General features: G+C 65.3%; 19 protein-coding genes and 1 pseudogene. 8 read left to right on the top strand and 12 right to left on the bottom strand.

Annotation, left to right across the window (positions count from 1 at the left end; translation table 11 throughout):
• Window positions 1-1,500 carry a UbiA family prenyltransferase gene (locus tag ACQY5B_RS16395; protein WP_420328504.1) on the bottom strand — a complete coding sequence of 500 codons (1,500 nt, stop codon included), beginning with the start codon at window positions 1,498-1,500 and terminating at the stop codon, window positions 1-3.
• A 257-nt stretch (window positions 1,501-1,757) separates the two neighbouring features.
• Between ACQY5B_RS16395 and ACQY5B_RS16400 the strand changes: the two genes are divergently transcribed.
• Window positions 1,758-3,074 carry a Rieske 2Fe-2S domain-containing protein gene (locus tag ACQY5B_RS16400; protein ID WP_420328503.1) on the top strand — a complete coding sequence of 439 codons (1,317 nt, stop codon included), beginning with the start codon at window positions 1,758-1,760 and terminating at the stop codon, window positions 3,072-3,074.
• A complete protein-coding gene (locus tag ACQY5B_RS16405) occupies window positions 3,074-4,504 on the top strand; it encodes a glutamine synthetase family protein (RefSeq protein WP_420328501.1) in 1,431 nt (476 codons plus the stop codon). Before ACQY5B_RS16400 ends, ACQY5B_RS16405 begins: the two co-directional genes overlap by 1 nt.
• 1 nt (window position 4,505) lies before the next feature.
• Here ACQY5B_RS16405 and ACQY5B_RS16410 read toward each other — a convergent pair whose 3' ends face one another.
• Window positions 4,506-5,474 carry a ketopantoate reductase family protein gene (locus tag ACQY5B_RS16410; protein ID WP_420328499.1) on the bottom strand — a complete coding sequence of 323 codons (969 nt, stop codon included), beginning with the start codon at window positions 5,472-5,474 and terminating at the stop codon, window positions 4,506-4,508.
• A 90-nt stretch (window positions 5,475-5,564) separates the two neighbouring features.
• Entirely contained in the window at window positions 5,565-5,972 is a 408-nt protein-coding gene (locus tag ACQY5B_RS16415; RefSeq protein ID WP_420328498.1) for a DUF1801 domain-containing protein, read from the bottom strand.
• Between the two features lie 243 nt (window positions 5,973-6,215).
• Between ACQY5B_RS16415 and gst the strand changes: the two genes are divergently transcribed.
• Window positions 6,216-6,914: a glutathione transferase, Atu5508 family gene (gene gst, locus ACQY5B_RS16420; protein ID WP_420328497.1), complete on the top strand. Its 699-nt coding sequence runs from the start codon at window positions 6,216-6,218 to the stop codon at window positions 6,912-6,914.
• The gene (locus tag ACQY5B_RS16425; protein WP_420328495.1) at window positions 6,911-7,081 is read left to right on the top strand and encodes a hypothetical protein; all 171 of its coding nucleotides are present in this window, start codon (window positions 6,911-6,913) and stop codon (window positions 7,079-7,081) included. Before gst ends, ACQY5B_RS16425 begins: the two co-directional genes overlap by 4 nt.
• On the opposite strand, the gene ACQY5B_RS16430 is transcribed toward ACQY5B_RS16425, so the two are convergent.
• Genes ACQY5B_RS16430 through ACQY5B_RS16445 form a run of 4 tightly spaced genes read right to left on the bottom strand, consistent with a single transcriptional unit; the run spans window position 7,042 to window position 8,518 of the window.
• Entirely contained in the window at window positions 7,042-7,575 is a 534-nt protein-coding gene (locus tag ACQY5B_RS16430) for a TRAP transporter small permease (RefSeq protein ID WP_420328494.1), read from the bottom strand. The two genes, ACQY5B_RS16425 and ACQY5B_RS16430, sit on opposite strands and share 40 nt — an antisense overlap.
• Window positions 7,575-8,120: a TRAP transporter substrate-binding protein gene (locus tag ACQY5B_RS16435; RefSeq protein ID WP_420328492.1), complete on the bottom strand. Its 546-nt coding sequence runs from the start codon at window positions 8,118-8,120 to the stop codon at window positions 7,575-7,577. The genes ACQY5B_RS16430 and ACQY5B_RS16435 overlap by 1 nt, the downstream gene beginning before the upstream one ends.
• Entirely contained in the window at window positions 8,117-8,317 is a 201-nt protein-coding gene (locus ACQY5B_RS16440) for a type 2 periplasmic-binding domain-containing protein (protein ID WP_420328490.1), read from the bottom strand. Before ACQY5B_RS16440 ends, ACQY5B_RS16435 begins: the two co-directional genes overlap by 4 nt.
• A 51-nt stretch (window positions 8,318-8,368) precedes the next feature.
• On the bottom strand, window positions 8,369-8,518 hold the full coding sequence (locus tag ACQY5B_RS16445; protein ID WP_420328488.1) for a hypothetical protein: 150 nt from the start codon (window positions 8,516-8,518) through the stop codon (window positions 8,369-8,371).
• 187 nt (window positions 8,519-8,705) lie between these two features.
• On the opposite strand from ACQY5B_RS16445, the gene ACQY5B_RS16450 reads away from it, so the two are divergent.
• Window positions 8,706-9,050: a helix-turn-helix domain-containing protein gene (locus ACQY5B_RS16450; protein ID WP_420328487.1), complete on the top strand. Its 345-nt coding sequence runs from the start codon at window positions 8,706-8,708 to the stop codon at window positions 9,048-9,050.
• A gap of 39 nt (window positions 9,051-9,089) precedes the next feature.
• A pseudogene (locus tag ACQY5B_RS16455) lies at window positions 9,090-9,572 on the top strand (substrate-binding domain-containing protein); the annotation flags it as partial.
• A gap of 129 nt (window positions 9,573-9,701) precedes the next feature.
• Here ACQY5B_RS16455 and ACQY5B_RS16460 read toward each other — a convergent pair.
• On the bottom strand, window positions 9,702-10,343 hold the full coding sequence (locus ACQY5B_RS16460) for a TetR/AcrR family transcriptional regulator (RefSeq protein ID WP_420328485.1): 642 nt from the start codon (window positions 10,341-10,343) through the stop codon (window positions 9,702-9,704).
• A gap of 117 nt (window positions 10,344-10,460) precedes the next feature.
• On the opposite strand from ACQY5B_RS16460, the gene ACQY5B_RS16465 reads away from it, so the two are divergent.
• The gene (locus ACQY5B_RS16465) at window positions 10,461-12,506 is read left to right on the top strand and encodes an FAD-dependent oxidoreductase (protein ID WP_420328483.1); all 2,046 of its coding nucleotides are present in this window, start codon (window positions 10,461-10,463) and stop codon (window positions 12,504-12,506) included.
• Window positions 12,507-12,593: 87 nt separating this feature from the next.
• Here ACQY5B_RS16465 and ACQY5B_RS16470 read toward each other — a convergent pair whose 3' ends face one another.
• Genes ACQY5B_RS16470 through ACQY5B_RS16485 form a run of 4 tightly spaced genes read right to left on the bottom strand, consistent with a single transcriptional unit; the run spans window position 12,594 to window position 17,712 of the window.
• Window positions 12,594-13,148: a sarcosine oxidase subunit gamma gene (locus ACQY5B_RS16470; protein WP_420328481.1), complete on the bottom strand. Its 555-nt coding sequence runs from the start codon at window positions 13,146-13,148 to the stop codon at window positions 12,594-12,596.
• Between the two features lie 10 nt (window positions 13,149-13,158).
• Entirely contained in the window at window positions 13,159-16,149 is a 2,991-nt protein-coding gene (locus ACQY5B_RS16475; RefSeq protein ID WP_420328479.1) for a sarcosine oxidase subunit alpha, read from the bottom strand.
• Entirely contained in the window at window positions 16,146-16,448 is a 303-nt protein-coding gene (locus ACQY5B_RS16480) for a sarcosine oxidase subunit delta (RefSeq protein WP_305970379.1), read from the bottom strand. Before ACQY5B_RS16480 ends, ACQY5B_RS16475 begins: the two co-directional genes overlap by 4 nt.
• Before the next feature lie 10 nt (window positions 16,449-16,458).
• Window positions 16,459-17,712 (bottom strand): sarcosine oxidase subunit beta family protein, encoded by a 1,254-nt coding sequence (locus tag ACQY5B_RS16485; RefSeq protein WP_305970380.1) that lies wholly within the window; start codon window positions 17,710-17,712, stop codon window positions 16,459-16,461.
• A gap of 95 nt (window positions 17,713-17,807) precedes the next feature.
• Between ACQY5B_RS16485 and ACQY5B_RS16490 the strand changes: the two genes are divergently transcribed.
• Window positions 17,808-18,860 carry a GlxA family transcriptional regulator gene (locus ACQY5B_RS16490; RefSeq protein ID WP_420328477.1) on the top strand — a complete coding sequence of 351 codons (1,053 nt, stop codon included), beginning with the start codon at window positions 17,808-17,810 and terminating at the stop codon, window positions 18,858-18,860.
• Window positions 18,861-18,995: the final 135 nt, after the last annotated feature.

The raw sequence follows: 18,995 nt of genomic DNA on the forward strand, positions 1-18,995 counted from the left end.
TCACAGCGCACCGATCAATGCGAACCCGAAACACAGCATCACGCAAAGCTGGCTGACGCGGTCCCTTGCGGCAAAGACCAGCGGGTCATCGTGCATCTGGCCCCGATGGGCAATCATGATGGTCCGTGTGATCCAGTACAGCAGCACGGCCCCGATCCCCCAAAGCATGTAGGGCGCGTTATAGAGATCGCTGACATCCGGCGAGTCGACATAAAGCACAAGCACCAGCACCGAGACATAGCCCGCCGCGATGGCGATCATGGTGATGATCGGCAGGTCTCCGACGTTGTAGCCCCGCCCGCGCGCATGCAGAGTACCGCGCCGGGCACTGTCGACCAGTTCCGCCTGTCTTTTCACCGCGGCAAGAGCCAGGAAAAAGAAGATCGCAAAGGCCAGCAACCAGACCGAAAGCGAAATACCCGTTGCCACGGCCCCCGCCACGATGCGCATGCTGTAGAGCCCCGCAAGGGTGCATATGTCGATCACCATCTTGCGCTTGAGGTTCAGCGAATAGGCCGTTGTCAGCACGAAATAGCCGCAGACCACCGCCAGGAAGACCGGGCTCACCGCCAGTGAGACCGCCGCACCGGCAAGGAAAAGCGCAGGGGCCATGATCATCCCGTGCGGCAAGGGCACGGCGCCCGACGCGAAGGGGCGCCGCTTCTTGCGCGGGTGGGCGCGGTCGGCGTTCAGGTCGGTCATGTCGTTGACGACATAGACGCTGGAGGCCACCAGACTGTAGGCGACAAAGGCGGAAATCGCCATGAACACCGTCGCCGGATCGAACTGGTGTCCTGTCAGCATTGGCAGGAAGACCAGGATGTTCTTCAGCCATTGATGCGGGCGCAGAGTCTTGACGTAGGGCCGCAGCGTCCCCGGCTTGGTTGTCAGGTGCTCGACCTCGGGGGCAATGGCCTCTGCCTCGGACTGCAGCCGTTTCGAGGCGTTGACAGTCACCGCGCGGGCGGCCTGTTCCCAGACCGGCAGGTCGGCGGAACTGTCGCCCATGTAGACATATTGCGCTTTGCCGAAACGATCCGCGAGAAAGGCCGCCTTGGCCTTTCCCTTGAGGTTGCGCATCCCGTCAGAGCCATGCACCTCGTCGAAGACGCCCAGGTGTTCGGCAATCGCATCGGCCAGGCTCTGGTCCGCGGCCGTCACAAGCGCGGTGCGCCCGCCCTTTTCACGCCAAGTCTGGATATAGGCCAGTACTTCGCTGTCGAAAGGCAGGGTCGCCGGTTCCAGCCGGGCGGTTTCGGCAAGCCGCTGTTTCAACGCCGCACGCCCCCGGGTCAGGGCCCGCATGGCGGTCAGGGCCACTGTCCAGTCGCGGCCGAACGCAGTCCAGAAGCTCTCGTACAGCATGTCGCTACGCAGCAGCGTCCCGTCGAGATCGACGACTAGCGTCAGCCCGGACCGATCGCGCAGCGGCTCCTCTGCTGCCCCGCCCGACTGCCTTTCCGGGCCGCATGCTGGCTCTGCGTACATTATCCTGTCCATTCAGGTGTTTGGATCAGCCGATACCCTAGGCGCGCCGGCCTGTCACGTCGAGCGCGGAAAACCAGCGGCGTGGAATGTGTCCGGCGCGCCACAGGCCCGGCTCCGCCCGACCTCTGGTCGGGATCCACACCCTTGCCGGGCGAGCGATCTTGACCCCGCGGCACCCTGCCACGGGCGGCGTTTATCTTGACGCCCCAACCACCTAACCGCCAAACTCCGGCCGAAAGCAGACAGCCAGAACGTGGGAGGAAAGCGGCATGATCAGCCAGGAGCTCAATGATCGATTGACGAGGGTGGGGCGGGATCAGCCCGCGGGCCAAGTCCTGCGACGCTACTGGCAGCCTGCCGCCCTGAGCGATGAGCTGAAAGGCCCCCGCCCTGTCGTGCCGGTCACCCTGCTGGGCGAAAAACTGGTGCTGTTTCGGGATAACGCGGGGGAACTGGGCCTGATCGGGCGGCATTGCCCGCACCGCGGCGCCGACCTGTGTTACGGTCGGCGCGAGGACAACGGGTTGCGTTGCCCTTTCCACGGATGGCATTTCGACCGGACCGGGCAATGCGTCGAACAACCCGGAGAGCCCGAGGGCTCGAAAATGCATGAACAGATCCGCACGCCGGCCTATCCGGTGGTGGAACGAAACGGCATCGTATTTGCCTACATGGGCCCCGGCGATCCGCCACCGCTGCCGAACTTTGACTGTTTCCGCGCGCCCGACACCCATGTCTTTGCCTTCAAGGGACTGTGGGAGTGCAACTGGCTGCAGGCGTTGGAAGTCGGCATCGACCCGGCCCACGCGTCCTTTCTGCACCGCTTCCTGGAAGACGAGGACCCAAAGGACAGCTACGGCAAGCAGTTCCGCGACAGCGCGGCGGACACAAACATCCCCATGACCAAGCTGTTGCGCGACTATCCGCGCCCCGAAATCCGGGTCGAGGAAACGGAGTTTGGCCTGAAACTGACCGCACTGCGGCACATGGAAAACGGGCTGACCCATGTGCGCGTGACCAACCAGATCTTCCCCGAGGCGATCTGCATCCCGATGAGCCGCGAGATGACGATCACCCAATGGCACGTCCCCATCGACGACGAGAATTGCTATTGGTACTCGATGTTCACCAGCTTCGACAAACCGGTGAACAAGGAGCTGATGCGCGAACAGCGGCTGAAGGAACACCGCCTGCCGGACTACGCGCCGCTGAAGAACAAGCGCAACGACTACGGCTACGACCCCGAGGAACAGGCGCGCGAGACCTATACCGGCATGGGGCTGGACATCAACGTGCATGACCAGTGGGCGGTCGAGAGCATGGGGCCGATCCAGGACCGCACCGACGAACACCTGGGCAAGACCGACGTGGGCATCGTCCGCTATCGCCGGATGCTGCGCGCCGCGATGGACGCGCTGGAGAAGGGCGAGGAAAGTGCGCTGCCGATGCGGGGCGCCGTTGATCCCGCCACGATCCGGGGACCGCTGTCCAACGATGCGATTGCCGACAGCGCCGATTGGGACGCGGCCAGCCTGCGCGCCGATGCCGAACGGCGCGACGCCTGTCCCTGGGACGCGGGGCTCTGATGCGGGACCACCTGGCGCAGGGCCGGCTGTGCCGCGACGGGCTGTTGCAGCCAGAGGCGGCTGCAGAGTTGATGGCGCGGGTCGATGCCGAGGGGATCGAGACCCTGCGCATGCTCTTTGCCGATGCCCATGGCATCCTGCGCGGCAAGACGGTCACGCGGCGCGGGCTGGAAGGGGCGCTGAAATCCGGTCTGCGGGTGCCCTCTACGCTCCTGCTCAAGGACCTGTCGCACCGGACGGTCTTTCCGATCTGGTCCGAGACAGGCGACACGCCGATGTCAGGCGCCAGCGACCTGTTGCTGGTTCCCCGCGTCGAAACCTTCTGCCCCCTGCCCCATGCGCCGCATTCGGCGATGATCCTCTGCCGGGTGCTGCGCACCGACGGTCGCACGATTCCCTTCGTTCCCCAGACGCTTCTGCAAGGGGCCATCGACCGGCTGGCGTCGCGCGGCATGAAGGCCGTCATGGGCCTCGAGGTCGAATTCCAGGTGTTCGAGCCGGTGGAACCCGCGCTGGACCATGCCGACGCCACCATGCCGCCACGCCCGCCGCTGACGCGCGGCGTGAACCAGGGCTGGCAATATCTCACCGAGACCCGCTACGATGCCGCCGAGCCGCTCCTCGACCTTCTCCGGCGTAGCGCCGAGGCGATGGGCCTGCCTGTGCTCTCTGTCGAGATCGAGATGGGGCCAAGCCAGTTCGAGTTCACCTTTGCCGCCGATGACCCGCTGACGATTGCCGACCGCGCCGTGTTGTTTCGCACGATGGTCAAAGAGGTCTGCGCACGCGAAGGCTACCTTGCCTCTTTCATGGCCAAGCCACGGTTGGAAAACGCCGCCGCCAATGGCTGGCACATCCACCAGAGCGTGACAGACATGGACGGACGCAACCTGCTGATCCCCGAGACGGACGGCGCGCTGACGGACGTCGCCTCCGGCTGGATCGGCGGTCTTTTGGCCCATGCGCGCGCCTCCTGCATCGCGACGACGCCCACGGTGAACGGGTACAAGCGCTATGCGCCCTACCAGCTTGCGCCAAACCGGATCGGCTGGGGCGCTGACAACCGGGGCGCCATGCTGCGCGCGCTGATGGCGCCAGGGGACGGGGCCAGCCGGGTCGAGAACCGTGTGGCCGACAGCGCCGCAAACCCCTATTTCGCGCTGGCCTTCCAGATCCTGTCAGGGGTCGACGGGATCGAGGCCGGACACCGTGCCCCGGCCGCGCTTGAGAACCCCTACGACAACAGGGCGGAACATTTGCCCGCCACCCTCGGAGAGGCGATTGCCGCCTTCGAAGGGTCACGGATGTACCGAGAGGAACTGGGCGAAGAAACGGTTGCCTACCTCGCTCGTCTCAAGCGGGCCGAGTGGGAGCGTTACCTGTCGACGATTTCGGAATGGGAGCAGGCGGAGTATTTCACGGCGTTCTGACTCATAGCCCCAGTTCGGCGGCCAGGGCCTCCGGCGTCATCGCCCCCGGCGCCGCACCGCCACGCGCGAGTCGGGCAGCAACCGAGGTTATGGCCGCGTTCAGGGGCGCGTGGCCACCGTTGCGCCGGGCAATCAAAGCCACCTCGCCGTTGAAGTAGTCCGTCTCGACCGCGCCCGCCCCCCGCAGAAAGCTCTGGGTGGTGGAGTTACCCGCGCGGTCCACGCCCTCGATCGGCGCAATTTCAAGCAGTGTGCCGCGCCGCGGGTCGCCCTCGCCCATGTCCTGCCAGGACAGACCCGCGGCCCGGAACACGGTTTCGGCCTCCTGACGCAGGGCGGACGTGATCTCCGGCGCCTTCACGCCCCGCCCCAAGACCGCCTCGACGATGTTGCCCAGGTTGACGATCAGCTTGCCGTACTTGTTTTCCATGACAGTCTCCGTGGCGAACGACCGGATGCCCGCCCCCGTCAGCGCCTCGGCCAACGTCTTGTCCGCCGCATCGCAGCCACCCGGATAGCGGCCGATGTCGAAGACGCCGTAGTTGGGGCGTCCGAAACAGATCGCCTCATCCGCCGCGATATACTCGGCGGGCAGCATCACGTTGATCCCATGCACGTTGTCGAAGAACCGCAAGGCCAGATCCTCGTTCGCGACACCGTTCTGCATGCAGAAGACCGGCTGCAAGACATACCCGGCGGCGCGCAGGTCGCCCAGCGCCGCAGCGCTGTCCTGGCTCTTTGTCGCCAGCAGGATCACGTCGTCGTCACGCGGGGTCAGCTCTGTCGCCTGTTCGACCAGCTTTAGCGGCACCCGCTGTTCGCCCTTGTGACCACGCAGCAACAACCCCTTTTCCCGCACCGCCGCCAGCCGCCGCCCGCGTGCAATGCCGATCACCTCGTGCCCGGCGAGGGCAAGCGCCGCCCCGACGACACCGCCGACCGCACCGACACCGAAAATCACGATCCGCATGATCACCCTCCTGCCTGCCCTTGCGGGGCGGACCATGCGGGTCCGGTCACAAGGTTGCAAGTGCTCTCGCCTCGCGCGGCGGGAAGATCGTCAACGCCTGTGATAGCTCAGCGCCCCGGCAATGCAGATCCGCAGGGCCGATACGGGCAACGGCTCGGCCAGGGGCAGGTGCAGGGCGCGGTTGCCTTCGGCAGTCAGTTCTGGAAAGCGGTCTCGCCAGGTTGTGACCAGCGAAGTCTGGCAGTGCACCAGCAGCTGCAAAATCTCCGGCACCTTCGGTTTCCAGGCAAGTCGCAGGGTCGTGCCCGCACCGGTCGCCGCCGTCAGGAAGGCCGGCTCGCCCCATTTGAGGGTCTCGGTCAAGGGTCCCGCAGAGAGGTTTTCGGCCTCGTCAAGGATCACCATGCGCAGCTGCTTAAAGTGCGCCCGTGCCGCCGGCGGATACCCGGCGACAACATCGGCAACCACGACGGGCGGGGGTGCCATCATGGCAGCCATGCTGCGCGCCTTGCCCCGTGCCGCCCTGTCACCATCCGCATCTTCCGATCATCCGCGCCACGTCGTGACCACCCGCAAAATCCGTCGCCGCGATCCTGCCAGACCCGGCCCCGCTGCACCAGTCCACGCGTCGCCATGGAGGCGCGGGCGGCGGTCAACCGCAATACCTGTATCCGCGCGCCCCGAGGATGGCCCGGCAGGTGGAATCGGCATAGCCTCGGCTTGATGATCGGAGGCTGTTCCATGTCCTACACGCTACTCTATTGGCCCATCCCCTTTCGGGGCCATGTTCCGCGCTTCATCCTCGCCCAGGCGGGGGCGGAGTGGGACGAACCGGGCTTTGATGCCGTGCTGGCCGCTAAGACCGCCCGTCCCGAGGACCAGCCGACACCCTTCATCGGTCCGCCCGTGCTGATCGACCATGACGCAGGTCGGGCCCTGTCGCAGATGCCGGCCATCTGCATGTACCTGGGGCGCAAACACGGCCTGTCGCATGACCCGGACCTGGAATTGCGGCTGCTCTGCGATGCCTCGGACATCCTGCTTGAGATCACCTGCCATCACGGCGCCACCATGTGGACGCGCGACACATGGACCGCCTTCCGAGGCGACCGGTTGCCACGCTGGATGCAAGGGCACGAACGGCTGGTGACGGAAACAGGGGTCACGGTATCGGGTGGTTTCGTCTCCGGCGCAGGGACGCCGGGCCTCGCCGATCTCGTACTGGCCGCACTGTGGCACACGATGGCCGATCGGCTACCGCCCCTTCGGCCCCTGCTGCACGATACCGCGCCTGTATTGGGCGCATTGGCGGACCGAGTTGCCAGCTTGCCCGCGCTGATGCGTCTGCGCGACGACTGGGCCGATTGCGCGGATGTGTACTGTGCGGGGCAGATCGAAGCCTCGCTGCTAGAGATGCTGAACGAGGACATGAAAAGATGAGCACATTCGACGAAGACCTTTTCCTGAAAGGGCTGGATCATCCGCACCAGGTCGAACAGATGCGTCGTCACGCCGGTGGCGTTCAACAGGTTGGCGGCAAGGATGAACAGGGCGACGAGAATGAGCCTCATGTGGGCAGTCCGCTATCGTCCCTGGGATCGTGGTAGGGGTCTGTCGGGGCGCGCCCGGCCAGGCTGCGGGCGACACGGTGCAGGGCGACGGCCAAGAGGAACAGGCTGCCCGTCAGCGCGAGACTGTAGTAGACCCAGTTGGGCACGCGCATCGCAGGTGTCAGGAACTTGCCCGCGCGCGGCAGGAATTCGGCGAAGCTCCAGAGCATCAGCGCGGCAAACCCCAGCGTGGCGATGTCCCCGATCAGGTGCATGACCTTGCGCGCCCCCGGCGGCGAGGCATCGGGCAGCATAGAGACCGAGACCAGCACATGCCGCCCGGCGAGACAGGGCACGGACAGAAACACCAGTACGATGCCGGAGAACCGCGCCAGTTCGTCCGCCCGGGGCAACCCCAGGTCGCAGAAGTTGCGCGCGGCCACCTGCGTCACGTCCAGGACGGCCATCAGCACCAGCAGGCCCATGCCCAGCGTGACCCCAATACGGGCGAACCGCGCGAGGATCGCACGGCCCGGTTCGATGCACGGCATCAGGCGACCGCCGCGATCTTCTTGTAAAGATCGCCGTATTCGGCGCCGATCACGGTCATGCCAAGGTCGAGCAGCTTCTGCGTCTCGGCGTCTTCGTTGTCGAGGATCGCCTTGGTCGCCTTTTGGCGGGTCTGCTCGGCAGCGTCGCGCACCGAGTCCTTTTGCGTGGCGTCGAGGCTCTGCCAGGCGTCCTCGTTCATCACGACGACCTCGGCGTTGGACATGTGGCCGGTCAGCATCAGGTGCGACTGGACCTCGTAGAGCTTGACGTTCAGCACCACGTTGACGGGGTTTTCCTGCCCTGGCACGACGCCGGTGGCCAGCGCGGTGGGCACCTCGGACCAGTCGACCGGCACGGCAACGGCGCCCATGCCCTCGACCGCCGTGGTGTAGATCGGGAAAGGCACGGCGCGAATTTTTGTCCCAGCCAGGTCCCCGGGCGACATGACCGCCTTGTTGCAGGTCAGGTTCCGGCGGCCAAAGTAGTGGGCGTAGATCACCCGCACATTGGCGGTAGCGATCAGGCCCTCGTTCAGCTCCTTCATGACCGGGCTTTCGACATCCGTACCTTCATCAGGTGGTCGACGTCACGGTACAGATACGGCGTGTCGAGCGCCGCGAAGGATTGGTACAGTGACCCCAGCGCGCCGGCAGTGTTATGCGAAAAGGCGATGGTGCCCAGCGACACCGCCTCTGCCAGTTCCTGCAGCTTGCCCAGCTGGCTGTTGGGGAAGACTTGCACGCTGATGTCGCCGCCCGAGCTCTGGCCTAGCGCCTCGGCGAACCAGTCAGCCTACGTGCCCGCGACAGAGGCGACCTCGTTGTTGTGGCCATAGCGCAGGGTCGTTGCGGCAAGGCCGGGACGCGCCAGAAACGGCACGGCCAAGGCACCGGCGCCGGTGGCCAACAGGCTGCGGCGGGTCAATCCTCGGGACTTCAGCATCGGGCCTCCTCCCGGATAATGATGGGTTTTGATGTTTCATCATGCCTTGGATGCGCCCAAATTCATGATTTCAACAGAGTTGACCAAGGTTATGGATATTCGGCACCTTTCGCCAAAGGATATGAAATGACGGGTTTTGTGGTCCGTCAAAAAGAGCACAGCATGACGGACAGCACGAAACCGCAACTTGCCGACATTGCCCCACGCGCAGGCGTTTACGCTGGCGACGGTCGACCGGGTCATCATCCGCCGCAAGGGCGTCAAGGAGCGCACGCGCGGGAGGGTTTTGGAAATTGCCCGCGAGATCGGGTTCCTCTCGGCCGAGGACGCGGAACTTTATGGCGCGGAACGCCCCTTGAACGTGATCATGCTGCTGCCTGCGGGGTCAAATCCCTATCTGCGTCGGCTGGACGAATGGGTGAAGGCGCGGGTAGGACGGACCGGGATCAACGACCCCTTCCTGCGCTGTTTCTTCATCGACACTTTCGACGCCACCGCGCTGGCCACAGCGTTGCGCAAGAACGCGGCCTAGGCCGATGCCATCGCCTTTTTCGCGATTGAACACCCGGAAGTGCGCGAAGCCGCCCTTGAGGTCGCCGCCGGGGGAACCCGGCTTGTCACCATCGTGTCGGATCTGGGCACCCTGCCCGGCGTCGCGCACATCGGACTGGACAATCGCGCCGTCGGTCGGACGGCCGGCCTGCTGATCGAACGCCTGGCACATGTGGACACGGGGGCCGTGGCGCTAGAGGCCGGGTCACGCCACTACCGCGCCCAGTCGGAACGCGAGGCGGGCTTTCTCAGCATCCAGGAAGAGATGTTCCCGCACCTGCGCGTGATCGGCATGCGCGAGGGGCATGACGACGGGGGCGAGAACTATCGTCACACGCTCGCCCTGCTGGAACAGGCGCCGGACCTTGTGGGCATCTACAACGTGGGCGGATCTTCCAGCGGGATCAGCCGCGCCCTTCGCGAGCGTGACAGGATGGCTGTCACCTTCATCGGTCACGACCTGACCCCGGACACGCGCCGCGCCCTGCTGGAGGGCAGCATGGACGCCGTTTTCGACCAGGATCCGGACCTGTTGATCGAGGCCGCGATCCGGGCGCTCTCCCAGCCCGAAGCGCAACCGCGGCCCCTGCGGCTTGAAATCTATTTCCGCGAGAACCTGCCTGAACACCCTCTATCCGGCCAGATCCGCATCCCCGTACCGTGCCTCGAAGCGCGCCAGTTCGCGCGCATCGGGCGCCTGTCCGGTGAAGGTCTTTACATAGTTGGGGATCCGCGCCAGGCGCAGGCCGACATCCTCCTGCACCTGCATCGAGATATAGCCGATCTGCACCAGGTACATCGTGCGCGCTCGAACATCCGCTTCGCCCGGATCATAGCCGAACCTTTCGAACATCGCCCGGATGGCCGACAGGCGCAGCTCGTCCGCGGTGTTCACCTTGGCGGCGATGGCGTCGGACTGATGCGCCCACCCCCGCACTGCCAGGTCCAGCCGGGGCTCGAACCCGCCCCCGGGCAGGAATGTCCCGATCACCGTAAGTGCGGCCTCCGTGATGGTCTCTGCAAAACCTTCGGTCGCCTGGACAAGGCAGCGGGTGTTGATCTTGTCCCAATCGTCCAGCAGCGCCTGCAACAGGGCCTCCCGGTCGTCGAAAAACCAGTAGAAACTGGTCCGCGAGAGGCCAAGCCTGCTGGCCAGCGGCTGGATCTTCACCGCATCTATGCCCGAGCCGATAAAGGCCTCTCTCGCCGCGTCGAGCCATAGCTCACGCGATCCGCGCCACCCTTTCGAGCTCTCGTCTGTCTCCTGCGTCATGACGGATCTTCTAACAGCGGGATCGGCTTGTCACAAGGAAACTCGACACCGATGAACACAAACTTGACATAGGTGAACATTCCGTGCATCGCTGCCCCGTCAACCCGCGGAGGCCCCATGTCCAACGACCCTCTTCTGCAGCCCTACCAGCTCAAGCACCTGACGCTGCGCAACCGCATCATGACCACCAGCCACGAACCGGCCTACCCCGAGGACGGGATGCCCAAGGAGCGCTACGCCGCCTATCACGCGGAACGGGCGAAGGCGGGCGTGGCGCTGACGATGACGGCCGGATCGGCCGCCGTGTCCAAGGACAGCCCCCCTGTCTTCAACAACATTCTCGCCTACAAGGACGAGGTCGTGCCCTGGATCCGCAACCTGACGGATGCCTGTCACGAACACGGCAGCGCGGTGATGATCCAGCTGACGCACCTTGGCCGACGCACCGCCTGGAACAAGGGCGACTGGCTGCCTTCCGTCTCCTCCTCGAAACACCGCGAACCGGCGCACCGCGCCTTTCCCAAACTGGCCGAGGACTGGGACATCGAGCGCATCATCGCGGATTTCGCCGATGCCACGGAACGAATGCAGGCCGGCGGCATGGATGGGGTCGAATTGCAGGTCTACGGCCACCTGCTCGACCAGTTCTGGTCGCCGCTCACCAATGACCTGGAAGGCCCCTATGGCGGTCGGACGCTCGAGTCGCGGATGCAATTGCTGGACGACGTGCTGGACGGCATCCGCAAACGGGTGGGCAAGGAATTCATCGTTGGTCTGCGCTATACCGCCGACGAGGCCGAAGCAGGCGGGATCACCCCCGAGGAAGGCCTCGAGATTTCGAAACGGCTCGCCGCCGGGGGCAAGGTCGACTTTCTGAACGTCATTCGCGGCCGCATCCATACCGACCCCGCCATGACGGACGTGATCCCGGTACAGGGCATGAAGAACGCGCCGCATCTGGACTTTGCAGGCGCAGTCAGGAAAGCCACCGGGATGCCCACCTTCCACGCCGCCAAGATCCCAGATGTGGCAACCGCGCGCCAGGCTGTCGCGGCAGGGCTGCTGGACATGGTCGGCATGACCCGCGCCCACATGGCCGATCCGCACGTGGTCAAGAAGATCATCGAAGGACGTGAGGAGGACATCCGCCCCTGCGTCGGCGCCACCTATTGCCTCGACAGGATCTACGCCGCCGGAGAGGCGCTGTGCATCCACAACGCGGCGACCGGGCGCGAATTGACCATGCCCCACACGATCTCCCGTGCCGAGACCCGCAAGAAGGTGGTGATCGTCGGAGCCGGTCCCGCCGGGCTGGAGGCCGCGCGGGTCGCCGCCGAGCGCGGCCATGACGTGGCGGTGTTCGAAGCCCAGCCCGATCCCGGTGGCCAGGTCCGCCTGACCGCACAGAACCCGCGCCGGCGCGAGATGATCTCGATCATCGACTGGCGCATGGCGCAATGTGCGGCGCGGGACGTCGAATTCCATTTCAACACCTGGGCCGAGGCCGAGGACGTGACCGCGCTGAACCCCGACGTGGTGATCGTCGCCACGGGCGGTTTGCCCAACACCGAACTCTTCGAGAGCGGCAAGGAGCAGGACCTGGTCGTCACCGCATGGGACATCATCGCGGGCGACGTGAAACCCGGCCAGAACGTGCTGGTCTACGACGAAAGCGGCGATCACCCGGGCCTGATGGCCGCCGAGGTCGCCGCCAACACCGGTGCCACGGTCGAGGTCATGACCCCGGACCGGACCTTTGCGCCAGACATCATGGCGATGAACCTGGTGCCCTACATGCGTGCGTTGCAGGACAAGGACGTCACTTTCACGGTCACCCGCCGCCTTCTGGACGTGGCCCGCGACGGCAACGAATTAAAGGCCGTGATCGGCACGGATTACAGCGACCTCAAGTCCGAGAAGCGTTATGATCAGGTGGTGGTGAACTATGGCACGCTGCCGATGGACGAGCTTTATTTCGACCTGAAACCGCTGTCCTCGAACGGTGGGGCCGTCGATTACGATGCGCTGATCGGCGGCCAGCCGCAGACCGTGACCCGCGGACCCGCAGATAGCTTTCAACTGTTCCGCATCGGAGACGCCGTTAGCGCCCGCAACATGCACGCGGCGATCTATGACGCGTTGCGACTGGTCAAGGACATCTGAGGCCGCGCGGCCCGGGCAGATGTCCAACGAAAGAAGGGCGGCCCAGGGCCGCCCTTTCCCGTTTCCCGGCGCGCCGGTTGGCGAGGCTCAGGCCGCTTCGGCGGCCAGTTCTCTTACGCCGGTCTCCAGCAGGTGCAGCAAGTGCGGCGCGAAGCTGTGCCAGACGTCCATGCGGAAAGCGGTTTCACCATCGCGCCACAGCACAACCGTCACCCCGTCGAAGTTGATCCGGCGCCCCTCGCCCACGGCGATACTGTCGGGATTGCGAGGCATCCCCAGTGTCAGCAGATCCACGGCGCGTGGCCCATCCAGCGCAAAGGTCACTTCGCGCCCCGACACGTCGACCAGGCTATGCGGCAGCACGCCGTAAACATCGTCGCAGGCCGCCTGAATGCCCGGCGCCAGTGTCTCGGGGGCCTGTAGCATCCATTCGTCAGGCCCCAGGCAGAGGGCCTGGAAATCGCCGGCCTGCGCGCGCTGACCGATCCGGACAGGCAGCGTCAGCCCCAGCACCGTATTGAGCGGTGCAAGATCACCGCGCGCCCGCAGGGACATCCGTGCACAAGGCGCGGTCAGGCTAACCCGTGCTGCCGCGCTTTCAGCGAGGACCGAGGGCGTGAAAGAGGAAATCGGTGCGTTCATGACAGGCTCCTCAGATCTTCAGACGGGCGTTTTCGGGATCGACGAAAACCGTCGAGGTGATCTTTGCCGCGATGGTGCGGTCGGGCATCGGGATATGGACGGTATCCCCCATCTTGTCGTGCCCGCCTTCGACCAGGGCCAGCGCGATGGGCCGGCCCGCCGCGTCGGAGTGATAGGACGATGTCACATGGCCTACCATTTTCATCGGCACCGGCTGGTTGGGATCAAAGACGATCTGCGCGCCTTCCTCCAGCTTTGACTGGTCGTCGGTCAGCAGGCCGACCAGCTGTTTGCGCCCCAACGCGACAAGGTCTGGCCGCGCCAACCCGCGCATGCCGACGAAATCGGGCTTTTTCTTGCCCACGGCCCAGCCCATTCCGGCATCGTAAGGGGTCACCGTTCCATCGGTGTCCTGGCCGACGATGATATAGCCCTTCTCGGCGCGCAGGACGTGCATGGTTTCCGTGCCATAGGCGCAAATATCGTACTGCCGGCCCGCTTCCCAGAGGGTCTCCCACAGCTTGCGGCCCATCGGTGCGGGCACGTTGACCTCGAAGCCGATTTCGCCGGTAAAGCTGATCCGGAACAGCCGCGCGGGCATGCCCGCCACGGTGCATGTCCGGCAGGACATGTGCGGAAAGGCCTCGTCGGTCAGGTCCACGCCCTCGATCAACGGCGCCAGAAGCTTGGCCGCGTTGGGGCCGTTCAGCGCGATGGTCGACCATTGCTCGGTGGTGGAGGTCAACCAGACATCCAGTTCGGGCCATTCGGTCTGAAGGTAGTCCTCCATCATGTTCAGAACCCGCGCGGCGCCGCCTGTCGTCGTGGTGACATGAAAGCAGTCGTCCGACAGTCGGCCGATCACGCCGTCATCGCGGATGAAGCCATCATCGCCGCAGAGCAAGCCATAGCGACAGCGGCCCGGAGCCAGCTTGGTCCAGGGGTTGGTGTACATGCGGTTCATGAATTCGACCGCATCCGGCCCCTTGACCTCGATCTTGCCCAGCGTGGAAGCGTCGAAGATACCCAAGGATTTGCGCGTGGCGACGCATTCGCGGCGCACGGCGGCGTCCATGTCCTCGCCCGCCTTTGGGAAGTACCAGGCGCGGCGCCACTGGCCGACGGGTTCGAAGACAGCGCCGTTTTCCACGGCCCAACCGTCGATCTGGGTCTTGCGCGTCACCTCGAAGTGTTCGCCCCGGTGGTAACCCGCGAAGGCCCCGAAGGAGGTGGGCGTATAGGGCGGGCGGAAGGTGGTCAGGCCCACCTGCGGCTGTTTCTTGCCCAGCGCGTCGGCGGCGATGTTCAAGCCGTTGATATTGGACATCTTGCCCTGGTCGGTCGCCATGCCGTTGGTGGTGTAGCGCTTGACGTGCTCGATCGAACGCATCCCCTCGCGCACGGCCAGCCGCAGGTCCTTGGCGGTGACGTCGTTCTGGTAGTCGACAAAGGCCTTGGCCTTGCCCGGGCTGCGATCGGTCGGCAGTTCCTTGTGGGTGATGCCGGTGCCGGGGCGGTCCGCCGCAACGGCATAGACCAGTTCCGCAGGTGCCCTGCCCAGCGCCGTGGCCACCTCACGCCCCTTCGCGGCGCCGTCGTTCAGCGCCGCCTCGATACCCCAGAGGCCACGGCTTGCGCCCGCGATCACGCAATCCTCGGGCGTGTCGTTGGGCAGGAAGGTGGTCAGGTCGTCGTCCCAGGCCAGCGAGCCCTTGGTGTGCGAGAACAGGTGCAGCGATGGCGTCCAACCGCCGGACATCAGCACGGCATCGCAGGCGATGGTGTAGCCATTGCCGACCGTGCCGCCCTTGACCGGGTTCACGCGCAGGGAATTGACCCTCAGGCGCCCGGTGGTTCCGGTGGCCGTGTGCGCCAGCTTGACCTTGATGCCGCGTTCCTGCGCACCGGCCAGCAGATCGTCGCGAACGGTGTCGCGCGTGTCGACGATGGCCTGCACACGGGCCCCCGCATCGGCGAGGTCGAAGGCCGCATACCAGGCAGAGTCATGCGCGGTCAGGACAACCGGCTTCTTGCCGACCAGAACCCCGTAACGGTTCAGGTAGGTCTGGGCCGATCCAGCCAGCATCACCCCGGGGCGGTCATTGCCGTGGAAAACCAGCGGTTTTTCCAGCGCGCCCTGCGCCAGCACGACCTGCCGCGCCCGCACACGCCACATGCGTTCGCGCGGCGTGTCAGTGGGCAGGTCCGGCAGGTGGTCGGTCAGCTTTTCGACCATGCCGATCATGTTCTGATGGTAGTAGCCGATGGCCGTGGTCCGGGTCATGATCCGCACACCAAGGTCCTTCAGCGCCGCGGCTTCTGCCGCCAGCCAGTCCCAGGCGTGGTTTCCGTCGATCTGCGCCTGCGGCTCGGACAGCAGCGTTCCGCCCACCTCGGCATTTTCATCCACCAGCACGACCTTCAGCCCGTCCACCGTTGCCGCGCGGGCGGCGGCAAGACCGGACGGACCGGCCCCAACGATCAGAACGTCGCAATGCAGGTAGCGCGAGGCGTAGTGATCCGGGTCTTCCTCGGTCGGCGAGACACCCAGACCGGCAGCCGCGCGGATGAAGGGCTCATAGACCTTGTGCCAGAAATTCTTGGGCCACATGAAGGTCTTGTAGTAGAAACCCGCCGAGAACAGCATGTAGGCGGCGTCGTTGACCGCGCCGATGTCCCATTTCAGGCTGGGGTACTTGTTCTGCGAGGTCGTCTCCAACCCCTGCCAGATTTCCTGCACGGTGGCGCGCGTGTTCGGCTCGAACCGGCCCTTGCCGCGACGGGTGCCGATCAGGGCGTTCGGCTCTTCCGATCCGGCGGCGACGGCGCCGCGCGGGCGGTGATACTTGAACGACCGGCCCATCAGGTGCACGCCATTCGCCAGCAGCGCCGAGGCGACCGTGTCGCCCTGCGCGCCCTTGTAGGACTTGCCGTCGAAGGTGAACGTGACAGGCCGCCCGGTGTCGACGCGGCCTTTTCCCGCAACGCGAAACTGGCTCATTTCAGGCCCTCCGTCAGGCTGGAGAGGTCGGGGCGCGGGGCACCCGCCTTGTAGGTGGTCAGGAACTTGTCCGAAACGGTGTCGCGCACGGCGTTGAAGAACCGTCCGCAACCGTGGAAATGCCGCCAGCGTTCGTAATGCGGCCCCTTGGGGTTTTCACGGATGAACAGGAATTCCTGCCACTGGTCGTCACTCTGGCCAGAGGGATCCTCGGGGCGGATGACATGCGCCTGGCCGGCATAGGTGAACTCGGCCTCGGGCAGCGTCTCGTCGCAATAGGGGCAATGGATCAGAAGCATGTCGATATCCTCAGTGAGCCACAGCCGCGGCGGCGGCTTCGTCGATCAGGCGCCCGGTGCGGAATCGTTCCATCGTGAAGGGCGCGTTGATCGGGTGCGGTTCGTTCTTGGCGATGGTCCAGGCAAAGGTATGCGCCGCGCCCGGCGTCGCCTTGAACCCGCCGGTGCCCCAGCCGCAGTTGACATAGAGTCCGTCGACCGGCGTCTTGGAGATGATGGCGGACCGGTCCGGGGTCACATCTACGATGCCGCCCCATTTGCGCAGCATCCGCATCCGGTTGAAGATCGGGAAGACCTCGGTGATCGCTGCGACGGTATGTTCGATCAGCGGCAGGCCGCCGCGCTGGCTGTAGGACGTGTATTGGTCAGTGCCCGACCCGATCACCAGTTCGCCCTTGTCGGACTGGCTGATATAGGCGTGCACCGCGTTCGACATGACGACACAGGGGAAGATCGGCTTGATCGGCTCGCTGACCAGCGCCTGCAGCGGGTAGCTTTCCAGCGGCAGGCGGACACCGGCGGTTTCCATCACGACAGAGGTATGCCCGGCGGCCGAGACCGCGACCTTCTTGGCCTTGATGAACCCCTTGGCGGTCTCGACACCGGCAACCGATCCGTCCGCGTTGCGGCGGATCGCCGTGACCGGGCAGTTCTGGATGATGTCGACGCCGCGCATGGCGGCGCCACGGGCATAGCCCCAGGCCACCGCATCGTGCCGCGCTGTCCCCGCGCGTTCCTGCAGGGCGCCGCCCATGACCGGGTAACGCGCGTTCTGCGAGATGTTCAGCGGCGGGCAGTAGTCCTTGCACTCCTGCGGGGTGAGCCAGCGGTTGTCGACACCGTTCAGGCGGTTGGCGTGAATGTGCCGCTTGAAGCTTTGGACGTCATGCACGTTGTGCGCCAGCATCAACACGCCGCGACGCGAATACATGACGTTGTAGTTCAGATCCTGGCTGAGGTTTTCCCACAGGTCGACCGCGTGATCGTAGAGGCGCGCACTCTCGTCATAGAGATAGTTCGACCGGATGATCGTGGTGTTGCGGCCAGTGTTGCCGCCCCCCAGCCACCCTTTGTCGATCACCGCGACATTGGTGATGCCGTGCTGCTTCGCCAGGTAATAGGCCGCGCCCAGACCATGACCGCCCGCGCCGACGATGATCACGTCGTATTCTTTCTTGGGCTGGCTGTCGGGCCATTGCTCGGTCCAGGCCTTGTGGCCGGTCAAGGCGTTCTTCAGCAGGCTGAAGGCACTGAAATGGGTCATGGTCGGCACCTCTGGGGAATACTGCCGCGCAGACCTACTGGCGTCCTGCGCGGCACGTCGGTATGATTGCGCCATCCAACCTGCAGGTTTGCGCCATGCCCGAACGCACAGGATCGACACCGCCCGCGCCTGCCCCGCGCAAGCGGCTGAGCGTCGCCTTTCTGCTGGCCGACAGATTCACCCTGTCCGCCTTTGCCAACTTCGTCGACGTCCTGCGGCTGGCCGCGGACGAGGCGGACATGTCGCGGCCCATCCTCTGCGATTGGGCGGTTCTGTCGGACACGATGACCCCGGTGCGGTCCAGTTGCGGCGTGCGCGTCACGCCGGACACCTCGCTGCGCCGGGCCGGCAAGTTCGATTACATCGTCGTGGTCGGCGGCGTGATGAGCGACAAGCCCGCGTTGAGCCGGGCGGAAAGCGCCTTTCTGACCGCGCGAGCCGAGGCCGGAACGCCGGTTGTGGGCCTGTGCACAGGGGTCTTCCTGCTCCACGAGGCCGGGTTGCTGGACGGCTATCGCTGTTGCGTCAGCTGGTTCCACCATCAGGATTTCGTCAATCGTTTCGACGCGGTCCAGCCGGTCTCGGACCAGATCTTCGTCGTCGACCGGGACCGGCTGACCTGTTCCGGCGGGCACGGCTCGGCCCACCTTGCGGCCTTTCTGGTCTCGCGTCATGTTGGGCAGTCCGCGGCCATCAAAAGCCTCAACATCATGATGATCGACGAGGCCCTGCGCGGGGACGAGGCCCAGCCGGGCCAGCAGACGGCGCGCGCGCCCAAGGACGACCTGGTGAAACGCGCGATCCTGCGCATGCAGCAGAACATCGAGGTGCCGCTGTCGATTGCTGCGCTCGCCCGGCAACTGGGGGTCGGCAGGCGGACGCTGGAACGGCGTGTCCTGGCCGACCTGGGGCAGCCGCCCTCCAAGGTCTATCTGGACATCCGGCTGGATCGCGCCCTTCAGAAACTTCGCAACACGGATGATCCGGTGGCCGAGATCGGGCTGGCCACCGGGTTTTGCGACGGCACCCACCTGGCGCGGGTGCTAAAGGCGGAACGCGGTTTTGCCCCGGGCGAATACCGCAAGGCCCAGGCCAGCCCGCAAGACGACCTGCCCGCCGTCGGCGTCCTGCTGAATCCAAGGGGCTGAACACCTCCGGTCGCAAATTGGATATTCGGAGTCGCAATTCTCGACGTGGCGGAAACCGCCGCGTGCGATTGCGACGTCAGAGGCACGGGGTCGGTCCGCCGACTCGCCGACCTTATCGACATTTCAACGCGACCA

It is taken from the genome of Antarctobacter sp. (assembly GCF_965277915.1).
GTDB lineage: Bacteria > Pseudomonadota > Alphaproteobacteria > Rhodobacterales > Rhodobacteraceae > Antarctobacter.

What these genes read in the sequence shown, in the direction of transcription:
- ACQY5B_RS16395 (WP_420328504.1), bottom strand. Translation starts at nt 1,500, where the DNA reads ATGGACAGGATAATGTACGCAGAGCCAGCATGCGGCCCGGAAAGGCAG.
- ACQY5B_RS16400 (WP_420328503.1), top strand. Translation starts at nt 1,758, where the DNA reads ATGATCAGCCAGGAGCTCAATGATCGATTGACGAGGGTGGGGCGGGAT.
- ACQY5B_RS16405 (WP_420328501.1), top strand. Translation starts at nt 3,074, where the DNA reads ATGCGGGACCACCTGGCGCAGGGCCGGCTGTGCCGCGACGGGCTGTTG.
- ACQY5B_RS16410 (WP_420328499.1), bottom strand. Translation starts at nt 5,474, where the DNA reads ATGCGGATCGTGATTTTCGGTGTCGGTGCGGTCGGCGGTGTCGTCGGG.
- ACQY5B_RS16415 (WP_420328498.1), bottom strand. Translation starts at nt 5,972, where the DNA reads ATGGCTGCCATGATGGCACCCCCGCCCGTCGTGGTTGCCGATGTTGTC.
- gst (WP_420328497.1), top strand. Translation starts at nt 6,216, where the DNA reads ATGTCCTACACGCTACTCTATTGGCCCATCCCCTTTCGGGGCCATGTT.
- ACQY5B_RS16425 (WP_420328495.1), top strand. Translation starts at nt 6,911, where the DNA reads ATGAGCACATTCGACGAAGACCTTTTCCTGAAAGGGCTGGATCATCCG.
- ACQY5B_RS16430 (WP_420328494.1), bottom strand. Translation starts at nt 7,575, where the DNA reads ATGCCGTGCATCGAACCGGGCCGTGCGATCCTCGCGCGGTTCGCCCGT.
- ACQY5B_RS16435 (WP_420328492.1), bottom strand. Translation starts at nt 8,120, where the DNA reads ATGAAGGAGCTGAACGAGGGCCTGATCGCTACCGCCAATGTGCGGGTG.
- ACQY5B_RS16445 (WP_420328488.1), bottom strand. Translation starts at nt 8,518, where the DNA reads ATGCTGAAGTCCCGAGGATTGACCCGCCGCAGCCTGTTGGCCACCGGC.
- ACQY5B_RS16460 (WP_420328485.1), bottom strand. Translation starts at nt 10,343, where the DNA reads ATGACGCAGGAGACAGACGAGAGCTCGAAAGGGTGGCGCGGATCGCGT.
- ACQY5B_RS16465 (WP_420328483.1), top strand. Translation starts at nt 10,461, where the DNA reads ATGTCCAACGACCCTCTTCTGCAGCCCTACCAGCTCAAGCACCTGACG.
- ACQY5B_RS16470 (WP_420328481.1), bottom strand. Translation starts at nt 13,148, where the DNA reads ATGAACGCACCGATTTCCTCTTTCACGCCCTCGGTCCTCGCTGAAAGC.
- ACQY5B_RS16475 (WP_420328479.1), bottom strand. Translation starts at nt 16,149, where the DNA reads ATGAGCCAGTTTCGCGTTGCGGGAAAAGGCCGCGTCGACACCGGGCGG.
- ACQY5B_RS16480 (WP_305970379.1), bottom strand. Translation starts at nt 16,448, where the DNA reads ATGCTTCTGATCCATTGCCCCTATTGCGACGAGACGCTGCCCGAGGCC.
- ACQY5B_RS16485 (WP_305970380.1), bottom strand. Translation starts at nt 17,712, where the DNA reads ATGACCCATTTCAGTGCCTTCAGCCTGCTGAAGAACGCCTTGACCGGC.
- ACQY5B_RS16490 (WP_420328477.1), top strand. Translation starts at nt 17,808, where the DNA reads ATGCCCGAACGCACAGGATCGACACCGCCCGCGCCTGCCCCGCGCAAG.